Below are 11,051 nucleotides of genomic sequence, written 5' to 3' on the forward strand. Positions count from 1 at the left end.
TACAATTTTAAGCTCCGATTCAACCAAATCAAGGAACAAATTGTTTTTTGGCTTAATTATTTGTTCAACTTCTATCCTGAAAATAATATTCCTATTTTTGTGGAAATTAAAAATAGCTCTTTTTAAGGGTTGACTATTTAAAAAACAATAGATTTCTTTTAATACGTTAAATATAAAAAGGCTTTTTGAATAAATCAAAAAGCCTTTTTTAATCGTAGTCCTTATTCAAATAAAAAAAAATTAAAACATGCTTATTTCATTATTTATACTTACCGCCTTGAACATACTATTAAATCCAATTAGATTAGAGAATATTTATAAAAGCATTTGCAAAATATAAAAATCCATTTCTGATTTTAATACTAATTAAACTAGGTAAAAAATATATTTCAAGATTTCACCAGCTTGTTTTTAGTTCTGATTTATACTCCAAAAATATAAAATATAGCAGTAGAACTTTAAAAAAAAAATGAACTATTGATACAAAAAAAAACCAAGACACTAAAAGAAGTGTCTGGGTAAAATATTTATTTTTTTAACTTGGTTTAGAAAGAATATACTCCCGCAACAAGGAATTGAGCAGCAGATTTAGTACCCATCATATCTACGTCCATAAAAACTTCTTCAGAATTGTTATCAAATCTAAATTCAGGAATTAGGGTCAAACTACCTAATTTATAGTTTCCAGATAAAGTTATAGCAGTTACGTCCCAATCTGTTGCTGCTGTTTTGTATGAAAAATATTCTCCACGTAAACCTAGTGCAAAAGCATCAGATATAGCGTATGAAGGATAAAGAGCAAATCCTGTGTAATCATATTGAACATTTGGGCTCGATCCATGCTTAAAATCAGCACCATTTACTCCTAATTTGAACTCCTTAGTAATTTGAAAAGCAGCTGTCAAATCTACAATTGTACCACTGCTTTTTCCATCCATAAAGTTAAGGTAAGCACTTACTCCATCAACAGCATAAGATAACTGACCTCCAAGAGCAGCTGCACCAGTTGGGTTCTTGTAAACATTCCATTGGTCATTAAAAATACCCACCATTGCACCAAATTTATCAGATACTTTGTAGTTTGCTTTGACACCAGCGTGCTGGAATGGTCCATTAGTAAATAAATATGATGTTGAATAATGGAAATTAGCAACAGGAGAAATTACTTCATAACCAATAAATGTACCTGCATAACCTGCTGTTACACTTAATTTATCTGAAAAAGTGTACGTACCGTATAAGTTTTGAATGTTAAATGAATTGTCGGCATTTAATGCTGTTCCGTCCCCATTAGGAACAGATTGGTATTGTCCTCTTGGACCAAAAGCTACGTCTCCAACGAAAGAGAATTTACCAGATGTTTTCTTTAATATAAGGTCAAGCATTCCTAGAGAAAAAGAACCATGATCTGTTGCGAAACTTGTTGGAATGTTTTCATTTTTTGAAAAATCATACTTGAAATATCCATCAGCAGAACCTGAGATTTCTAGAGGTGTCGACGCAGGAGTTGTTTCTTGAGCGAATGTTATGCTAGTCAGCATTAATCCTAAAATTAGTGTTACTTTTTTCATGTTTTCTTGGTTTAGTTATTGATTTAGTTTAATTGTTTTTTGTTTAAATTTTTACTTCAAATTACATTGCAGGTTGCTACAAAGAATACGTTTATGGTTAAATTGTTATTAAATTAACTTTTTTTCTGAGGCAAATCTATCAACTTTTGGTAAATTATAATAGTTTAAAATACCTTTTTTAACTTTTATGGTAAAGAATTATCAATAAACATAAATAAATTGCCTAAAAATATATTATCCACATTAAAATGATTTTTAATTATTATATTTTTATTATACATTTTTAAATTAACCCCTATTTTTTAGTCATATTATTTAAATAATTTAAAAAATACTTAAAAAAAGTTCTTTTTTAAAGGTAAAAAAATATACACCCCCTTTAAATTATACCCTCGTGAAATTTAATCGAAAATAAGTGATAACAATTGCAACTAAAATAATTTAATAAAAAAAATACTTGTTACGGCAAAATTCAAAGCAAAAGTATGATTCGTTTGAAGTCAAACTTGAATAAAATGTTATTATTTTCTACTATCATTTATTTTAACAACATCACTATTATTAAAGAAGTGATTTAAACTTTTTGCGTTTTTGTGGAAAATTTAGTATTCTGAATCCAATTGAAGTATTTTCTATGTTGCATAACTTGTAGCGTGGCTACAATGAAAAAGACAAAAAGTGGGTGCGAAAGACAAATTTTTTAGCAACTGAAAAAAGTTTAAATCACTTCAATTTTTAAAAATTACGGTATTTGTCGCTTAATTAGGTCGACAAAACTACCGCATAATACAGAGGCAAGCCAATAGTGATGTTGAAAGGAAAAGTAACCGCCAAAGCCATAGGGAGGTATAAACCAGGATTTGCGGCTGGTACTGCAATTTTCATCGCAGCAGGTACCGCGATATAGGAGGCACTTGCGGCAAGAATTGCAAAAATAAAACGATCTCCTACTTCGTGTGTAACAAATCCGCTCAATGCGGCTACTATACATCCGTTTACTAAGGGAACTATTAAAGCAAATGCTACTGTAAACCAGCCGTTTTTAATAAATTCTGATAATTTTCTTCCACTTGTCATTCCCATATCAAGTAAAAAGAGAACCAGAAACCCTTTGAAAATATCAGTTGTAAAAGGTTTTATTCCTAATGCTTGGCTATCGCTGGCTAGCAATCCAATTATTAAACTTCCCATAATAAGCATCACACTGCCGTTAGTAAAGGAATGTCTGATAATATGCAAAATTTTTAAATCATTCTGTTTTTTATAAAAGGAGATTAAAACAACACCAATAATAATTGCTGGCGCTTCCATCAACGCCATGATGGCTACCATGTGACCATTAAATTTTATGTTTTGCAAATCCAAAAACGCAACAGCGGTCACAAAAGTAACGGCACTAACAGACCCGTAAGCTGCTGCAATTGCACCAGCATTTGACACACCTAATTTCTTCTTCAAAAGATAAAAAGAATAAATTGGAATAATCATCGCTATCGAAATTCCGAAAACAACAGCCCAAACTATTTCTAAATTAAATGAACTATGAGCGAGTTCTTGTCCTCCTTTGAAGCCAATTGAAAAAAGTAAATAAAGAGAAATAAACTTAGAGGAACTTTCTGGTATTGTTAAATCACTTTTTACTTGAACTGCAATTATTCCCAAAAGAAAAAACAGTAATGCTGGACTTGTTAAATTGTCCATGAGGAGATCTGTATTCATTTTTTTAATTTAATTGGTTAATTTTTCAATATTGTGGTTAAATTTTTCTTCCTGAGCCCGATAAAGCCGGTCATTTATAGTTATTCCCAACTCCTTTTGAGGTAATTTTTCAGCATAAATTACATCAAAATTCATTTCATCAAGTTGGTGCATTGCTGCATATAGATTTCTGGCTGCCTCGTCAAGGTCTCTATTTTTGGATAATTGAAAATATTTGTCGAATGCTAAAAAATCATAATTATTACTAAACAGTAAAAAACCAACATTAGCATCTTTGTTCTCCTGTATTGTTAAATTTATGTTTTCTGAAACAATAAATTTTGTTTTGGGAGAGTAATGTTTATTGAGCATCCCTGGTGCTTGCGGAGATGCAAATGCAGTGTTTTTAATAACTAGCTTACCTATACATTTTTCAATTTCTTCGTTTGATATAGCCCCAACTCTATATAAAACTGGGTCGTCATTCTCAAAACCTATTATGGTTGATTCTATACCTTTCTCACAAACTCCTCCCTCTAAAATAAAGGGAATTTTATCTCCCAATTGTTTCCTAACGTGTTCAGAAGTAGTAGGACTTATGTAACCAAAAGGATTTGCACTTGGCGCAGCAAGCGGAAAATCTAAAGAATGTAAAAGTTCTAATGTAACAGGATGAGACGGAATACGAACGCCAACAGTATTTTTATTAGCAGTTACAAGATTAGAAACATTTGATTTTTTTTCTAAGACTAATGTCAGTGGACCAGGCCAAAATTGCTTTGCTAATTGAAATGCAAGTGGTGGTATATTTGTAGCAACAGTCTCTAAATATTCAATAGATTTGATGTGAACAATTAGCGGATTGAATAGTGGTCGGTTCTTAATCGCGAAAATTTGTGCAACGGCCTTGCCATCAAATGCATTTGCAGCCAATCCGTAAACTGTTTCAGTTGGAATGGCAACTACTTTACCCTCTTGTAGTAATTTTGCAGCTGTACTTATTTCCTTTTTCATTTTTAAATATGTTTAATCACAAGAAAGACTAATTAATTGTTGACTGTGACTTGCTACACTTCATTTCAAAACCATTCTTTTGTGCTTTTTTTAAAAAGAATACAAATTATTCTACTAATGAAATCTGGATAATTCCATCTATTTTCAATTTCTTTCCTTTTGAATTTGCCTCCTTAACAATTTCTTTTATGCTATCGATGGATTGAGACAAAACCTGTATTCTATTTTTAGAAAATGACATATCCGCTCCGTGTCGAATATGATTACTAAAGGAGTCTAATTGATGGTAATCAATCTTGCTGTTGAACAGAGACATCAATATGTTTAATGCCTCAGTTGCATTAAATTCGCCCTCTACTAATTTAAACTCACTTACAGAATCGTTTCTCATTTGTGTTGTAATTTATTTTTGCAAAGCTATTCTAAAAATAAATAAATTTTTATTTATATTTGTTATGATATATATAAAAATATTTTATACACTTTAATCTTCATCTCTTAAAAATTTACAGGGAAGAAGGAGCAGCGACTCGATTAATTATGGAAAAACTTTTTGAAAGAAATGAAATCAAAGCACCGACGAAAATGGAACTCACTTCTAATGAAGCACTAAAACAAACTATTATTACAGGTTTATGCTAATCTATAATGCCTTTAATAAGATCAAATAATGAATCAACAAATCAAGAACTTCAAATTGTACCTGTTTCTAGATTTCCAATTACCTCAGAGTGGAGACTTGTATGGCTAAAAAAAAGTACTTAGTCCTATAGCTCAAGCCAATTTAGGGTACTTAAAAAAATTACTCAACAGTATTTTTTTTGGATTCATAATTAATAATTTTGAACTGTAAAACTATTAAAACCAATTGAATATAATGGTAAAACGAAAAACGGCTTCTCAAATGAAAAGCCGTTTTCGCTCTATTATTTGAAAAATTATTTGCTTAAGGAAAATGTAACTCCAGCAATCAGAAATTGATGCCCTAAAAGCCCTAAGTTTTCTCTAGCGTCAGCGGCATTGTAGGTATAATTTAGCCAAATTGGCATCACTATACTTTCGGATAATTTGATTTCTTTTGAAACTTTGCACCCTAAATTAACAAACGAAGGCTTGTCATAATCAGCATAGCTGTAATACTGGGCTTTGTTGTTGAGAACTAAACCTAGAACTGGGGCGACACTAATGCCTAAAGGTGCATCTAAATTGTAGCCTACCTCCATATATGTGGTGAAGTTTTGTTTGCCTTTTTCATCAAATTCATCTTTGTATTTAAAATCATTTCCTGCCAGAAATGTACTTGAAGTAAACCAAAGCGGCAATCCTTTTTCTGTAAAGTCAAATAGAAACATTAAATCGACCGTTTGCGAACTTGTATTGCCATAATCAAAGAAACTATTAGTAACGCCTTCTTGAAAATTTGTTGAGGGCCAATAATAATCTTGTAGGGAAATTGTCAAAAAATCGTTTACCGCATAATTCAGGATAAAGTCGATCTCTCTATATCCTTTCGTTGTTCCTTCTGCATCATAATATTCTTTTTTGTAGTTATGGGTTGCCCAAAAACCAACAGACCATTTATCGGATAAATTGTAATTTCCATAAAGCTGTGTTACAGGATAATCGCCTCCCCAAGATTGTCCTCTCCATACATAACGGGAAGCTAAATCTAAGTTTAAATCCCAAGTTCCTTTTAAAGATTCGGCTGTCGCCGTTGTGTCTTTTACCGTTTCTTGTGCAAATGTCAAACTGCTTGTTAAAGCAAATACAAAAATTAAAATTACTTTTTTCATGTTTAATTTGGTTTTGGTTATTAAATTGGTTTTCGTTGTTAAAATTTATTGTTTTTTTTTATTTTTTGTAGAATTTGTGCAGCAGCTACCCGACCTGTTTCGGCACCACCATTCATAAAACCTTGAAAATCCACGCTACAATGCTCACCTGCAAAAAACACATTACCAATAGGCTCACTAATATGCAGCATTTCGTTATTCCACTGTCCAGGTTTTGGACACGTATAACTCGCTTTTACCCAAGGATATGAGGACCAACAAGCAAAAACGTGTTTGTTTGAATAGGTGCTTTTTGAACCTGGGAAAATTTGCTCCATTTCGTCTATATATGTATCAATATCGTTTTGAGGCAAATCAGTTTTCCATATATGACTTGGTGGTGCAGCAGGATTATTAACGGCCACTTTTGACAACCGAATCGATTCATCGCCGCCAATGAAACAGCAATAAACACCTTTATTACTTTGAATCGTTTTGATGCTGCTCGAATCCCAGCCATCGTGAATGTCTTTATGAAACAAATAACCGTAAAATTTATTTTTCCCTTCTCGCCAAGGTCTATTTTCATAGCCAAGAAACAATTTATTATTTTGGCCATAGCCCAACTGTTGAATCGAATTTTTCTTTTCTGGAGTCATTGCTGCTAATTCCATTTTAACATCACGAAGCATCGTAAACGGAATACAAATAATCACATATTCGGCTTGAACATCTTCCTTGTCTTTAAAGGAGAGAGTGTATTTTCCGTCTTTGTTCGAAATGGCAGTAAGCATCGATTTTGTTTTAATATCAGCTGCTACTTTTCCTGCCAAGTGCTCTATAAGTTTAGAATTACCTTCTTTTATTCTGAATTTTTCATCACTATCTCCAAAAATTCTAAAACCAGCAGAAGTATCTGTATCTAACATGTCAAGCATATTTATTGCCGATTGTTCTGATGTATCCAAACCAAATTCAGCCAAATATGCGGCCGTAAGAATGTCTTTCAGCCATTGTTTACAATCCAATGCGTTGATGTAATCTTTCAAAGTCATTTTGTCCAAAACCAAAGCTTGTGGAGTATTATAATCTTCGCCAAGACTATCCACATCTTTTGATAATTTTAGAACGATAGTCTTGAATTCCTTGATGATTTCAGCTTCAGTAATATGTCTTCCATCAAAAAAGAAAGTCTCATGACGCAAGTTTGCTGCTTTCGATTCTGCGTACATATCGACTAATTCTAAATCGAATTCCTTAGCCAGATTAAGCATGTCTTCGTGAGTAGAATCGATAAAATCCCCTCCGAATTCTGGATGAATTCCCATTTGTAAGGCATCATTATAATGCGTCAAAATACGACCTCCCAACCGATGACTCCCTTCATAAACTGTAGCTTTAATTCCTGCTTTTTTCAGTTGGTAGGCTGCGTTTAATCCAGCAATTCCAGCACCAATTATAGCAACTTTTATTCCACTATCATTTTGATTTTCTCCATTATTAAGATTGAAATTTTGAGTGTCTTTTTCTTTTTTACAACTTAAAATTGAACTGCCAACAATTCCTGTCAGCAAACTAAACTTTGCAAAATCACCTACAAATTTTCTTCTAGATAACGCATCTGCATTTTTAAATTCGACAATTTTATCCACTTCAATTTCCGGATTTTCATTCGAAAACTGAGCCGCATTAAAATTAAAAAGTAAATTTTGAAGTGTTTTTGATTTTGGTTTTTTCATTGCATTTTGGTTTAGATTAGCACATCTTAAAACTTTTTTTATTCAATAACAATCGATTTCATATTCATAAATTCCTTCATTCCAATATCAGATAATTCTCTTCCATAGCCCGATTTTTTTATTCCTCCAAAAGGAATTCTAGAATCAGAACGCACTAATGAATTCACAAAAACATTACCTGCTTCAATACGTCTGGCTAACTTATACGCCTTTTCTCTGTCTTCTGTCCAAATAGCTGAAGCCAATCCATAACGATGATTATTTGCTATTGCAATCGCATCATTTTCGTCTTTTGCTCTAATTATTGTAGCCAATGGTCCAAAAGTTTCTTCCTGAAAAGCAATATTATTTGAATCTACAAAATCTATTAATGTGGGTTGGAAATTGCAATTATCCTGCTCCCCTCCTACTAAAATTTTGGCGCCTTGTTGCAATGATTTTTCTAATTGCGAACTCAATGTGTTTGCAAATTCCAGTTTAGCCAATGGCCCCATATTAATTCCATTTTGCAATGGATTCCCTTGATTTAAATCGTTTATTTTTTGAGCAAATAAATGAGCAAATTCGTCACCAATTTTTTCGGTAACAATGAACCTTTTGGCACAAATACAGGCCTGACCTGCATTGAGCATTCTCGATTGAGTAGCAACAGTTGCCGCTTTTTCAATATCTGCATCGTCCAAAACAATAAAAGCATCAGACCCTCCAAGTTCCATAACCGTTTTTTTAATATGTTTTCCCGCCAATGAAGCCACTGAAGAACCGGCCATTTCACTTCCTGTAAGCGTTACTCCACTTACAATATCTGCAGCAATTATTGATTCGACTTGATTTAAGCTAATAGTCACTTGTTGAAAAACTCCTTCTGGAAAACCAGCTTCTAGAAACGCACTTTCAATAGCTTTGGCACAACCTTGCACATTTGATGCGTGTTTCAAAATCGTTACATTTCCAGCCATAACTGCTGGCGCAGCATAACGCAAAACTTGCCAAAAAGGATAATTCCACGGCATTACCGCAAAAACAGCTCCCGATGGATCATAGACCGACATACTTTTGAACGGCGTCTCATAATAAACGTCTTTCAACATTTTCTCGGCGTTCTCCGCATAGAAATCACAATTTCCTGCCGATTTTTCTACTTCAGAAACACCTTCAGGCAAGATTTTACCCATTTCATTAGTAATCAACAACCCTAATTCCTCTTTTCTTGCGCGAAGAATAGTAGCCAATTTCTTCATTTTATCAGCTCTTTCTTGAAATGTAGTGTTACGCCAATTTTTAAATGCCTTTTCAGAAAGTTCAATTTTTTGAGCTAATTGTGCATTGGTCAAAACTTCGTGCTCTGCAATTACTGTTTGAGTGTAAGGATTTATTGATTTGATTGTCATTTTTCTTTATGTATAACGCTTTAAATAATTCGTGATTCCTAAATTTATGTTTTAAATATATTTAGTGATTGTCGCTCAATTTAGTATTTGGATTCAAAGGCCAATACATCAAAACTGAACAATTTCCGCTTCGTGGATCGTCTAAATAATCGAATAATGGTTCCACCAAAATGAATCCGCATTTGGTTTGAGCTGTAACGGTTGGATCAATGATTTCACCTTTAATTAATTTGTCGCAATATTCGGCAATGGTCATTTGGTCTTTGACTTTGTCAAATCCGATAGGCATTCCTGCAGTCATTTGACCTTTAGTACCTAATGTTCTGGCTACTTCTTGGCGTGCATTGTAGATTTCCCTTCCAATACCTTTCCCTTGATAATCAGGATGAACAGAAACGTCTAAACCGTATAACCAATCTGCTTTCGGATTGTGTGTTCCCAACCATAAATTATCTGAAATCTCCAAAAAAGTATGATGTCCTTTGTGGTAATTTTGCATCAAAGTTGTTGTGGCTGCTATAACTCTGTCTCCATCTAAAACGATCATTTGCCCTTCAGGAAAAATCTCAATATGTCTTTTGTATTGCGCTTCCGTCATTAGTTCTTCTTCCGACAAGGTTGGAAAAACAATTTTTTGAAGTTCAGCTTCTTGTTTTGCATATTCTGCCGTTGCAGTTTGCAAAATGTATTTGCCTAAAATTTCTTTTATCATAATTTTTATTTTTTTGAACGCTGATGAAACGGATTTGCTTCGCAAAACACAGATAAAAACGGATTTTTTTAATCTTTAAATTTTTTAATCTTTAAATCCTCACGACATATTTCCGTAACTGATTAATTTCATTTCCAAGTATTCTTTCAATCCTTCGGAACCGGATTCGTGACCAATTCCGCTGCTTTTTATTCCCACAAAAGGCAATTCCGTTCCGTGAGCCGCCCATTCGTTGATGCCTACCATTCCAAATTCCAGAGTTTCAGCATAGAAATTAGCGGTTTTGATATGATTGGTAAATACATAAGAAGCCAAACCATATTCGGTGTCATTTGCCCATTCGAGCACTTGTTCTTTGGTTTCAAAAGGAATAACAATCATCAAGGGACCAAACATTTCTGTTTTGATGAATTCTTGAGTTTGTCTGGCTTCAATCAAAGCTGGATGAACGAAAAATCCTTTTTCCGAAGCTTCACCTCCAATATGAATGGTTGCACCTTCACTTTTTGCTTTTTCGAGCATTGCCAAGGAATGTTTTTGCTGTGTTTTATTAATTAATGGTCCAACAAAATCAATATCGCCGCCATTAATACCGGTTTTCAGTTTCGAAATGTCTTCTTTTACAATCGAAACAAATTGATTGAAAATATCCGAATGCACGTAAAAACGTTGTGGAGAAACACAAACCTGACCACAATTTCTCAATTTGGCAACAATTGCTTGATGTGCAATCGCTTCAACATCTACATCTTTTTCGATGATTACCGGAGCGTTTCCACCCAATTCTAGCGATAATTTAGTTGATGTTTTAGATGCGCCATCCATCAGAATTTTTCCAACTCTTGTGCTTCCTGTAAAACTTATTTTTTTTAATAATGGATTGTCAATCATCTCCCTTCCTGTAGAAATTGGTTCTGTATTGATTAAATTGAAAACGCCTTTTGGAATTCCGGCTTCATGCAAGGCTTTCGCCAAATTAAAACTGGTTAACAGTGTGAATTCTGAACCTCTTAAAACTACGCTACAACCAGCAGCCAAAGCAGCTGCAACAGCTCTCGCAGGATTATAAGCAGGAAAATTCCAAGCGGTAATCACGCCAACAACTCCCACAGCTTGATAAATTACAACCGAGCGTTTATCTGCTCTCTTTGTTG

The 11,051-nt window shown here is 33.5% G+C and carries 9 protein-coding genes; all 9 read right to left on the bottom strand.

The window, feature by feature from the left end:
- Positions 1-545: 545 nt before the first annotated feature.
- Entirely contained in the window at positions 546-1,571 is a 1,026-nt protein-coding gene (locus RMO83_RS14745) for an outer membrane beta-barrel protein (RefSeq protein WP_310560462.1), read from the bottom strand.
- Positions 1,572-2,333: 762 nt separating this feature from the next.
- Positions 2,334-3,290 (bottom strand): sodium-dependent bicarbonate transport family permease, encoded by a 957-nt coding sequence (locus RMO83_RS14750; protein WP_310560463.1) that lies wholly within the window; start codon positions 3,288-3,290, stop codon positions 2,334-2,336.
- 9 nt (positions 3,291-3,299) lie between these two features.
- Positions 3,300-4,283: an L-threonylcarbamoyladenylate synthase gene (locus RMO83_RS14755; RefSeq protein WP_310560464.1), complete on the bottom strand. Its 984-nt coding sequence runs from the start codon at positions 4,281-4,283 to the stop codon at positions 3,300-3,302.
- A 106-nt stretch (positions 4,284-4,389) separates the two neighbouring features.
- Positions 4,390-4,674, bottom strand: coding sequence for a hypothetical protein (locus RMO83_RS14760; protein ID WP_310560465.1), 285 nt, complete (start codon positions 4,672-4,674; stop codon positions 4,390-4,392).
- A gap of 547 nt (positions 4,675-5,221) precedes the next feature.
- Positions 5,222-6,076, bottom strand: coding sequence for a hypothetical protein (locus RMO83_RS14765; protein WP_310560466.1), 855 nt, complete (start codon positions 6,074-6,076; stop codon positions 5,222-5,224).
- Between the two features lie 38 nt (positions 6,077-6,114).
- Positions 6,115-7,794: an FAD-dependent oxidoreductase gene (locus RMO83_RS14770; protein WP_310560467.1), complete on the bottom strand. Its 1,680-nt coding sequence runs from the start codon at positions 7,792-7,794 to the stop codon at positions 6,115-6,117.
- Positions 7,795-7,832: 38 nt separating this feature from the next.
- Positions 7,833-9,185, bottom strand: a complete 1,353-nt coding sequence (locus RMO83_RS14775) for an NAD-dependent succinate-semialdehyde dehydrogenase (protein WP_310560468.1) — start codon at positions 9,183-9,185, stop codon at positions 7,833-7,835.
- 61 nt (positions 9,186-9,246) lie between these two features.
- A complete protein-coding gene (locus RMO83_RS14780; RefSeq protein ID WP_310560469.1) occupies positions 9,247-9,897 on the bottom strand; it encodes a GNAT family N-acetyltransferase in 651 nt (216 codons plus the stop codon).
- 99 nt (positions 9,898-9,996) lie between these two features.
- Positions 9,997-11,051, bottom strand: a 1,055-nt coding sequence (locus RMO83_RS14785) for an aldehyde dehydrogenase family protein (RefSeq protein WP_310560470.1), incomplete at its 5' end; no start/stop codon positions are given.

The organism is Flavobacterium sp., assembly GCF_031423415.1.
Lineage (GTDB): Bacteria > Bacteroidota > Bacteroidia > Flavobacteriales > Flavobacteriaceae > Flavobacterium.

Coding starts and splice junctions, on each gene's coding strand:
- RMO83_RS14745 (WP_310560462.1), bottom strand. CDS start 1,571: ATGAAAAAAGTAACACTAATTTTAGGATTAATGCTGACTAGCATAACA.
- RMO83_RS14750 (WP_310560463.1), bottom strand. CDS start 3,290: ATGAATACAGATCTCCTCATGGACAATTTAACAAGTCCAGCATTACTG.
- RMO83_RS14755 (WP_310560464.1), bottom strand. CDS start 4,283: ATGAAAAAGGAAATAAGTACAGCTGCAAAATTACTACAAGAGGGTAAA.
- RMO83_RS14760 (WP_310560465.1), bottom strand. CDS start 4,674: ATGAGAAACGATTCTGTAAGTGAGTTTAAATTAGTAGAGGGCGAATTT.
- RMO83_RS14765 (WP_310560466.1), bottom strand. CDS start 6,076: ATGAAAAAAGTAATTTTAATTTTTGTATTTGCTTTAACAAGCAGTTTG.
- RMO83_RS14770 (WP_310560467.1), bottom strand. CDS start 7,794: ATGAAAAAACCAAAATCAAAAACACTTCAAAATTTACTTTTTAATTTT.
- RMO83_RS14775 (WP_310560468.1), bottom strand. CDS start 9,185: ATGACAATCAAATCAATAAATCCTTACACTCAAACAGTAATTGCAGAG.
- RMO83_RS14780 (WP_310560469.1), bottom strand. CDS start 9,897: ATGATAAAAGAAATTTTAGGCAAATACATTTTGCAAACTGCAACGGCA.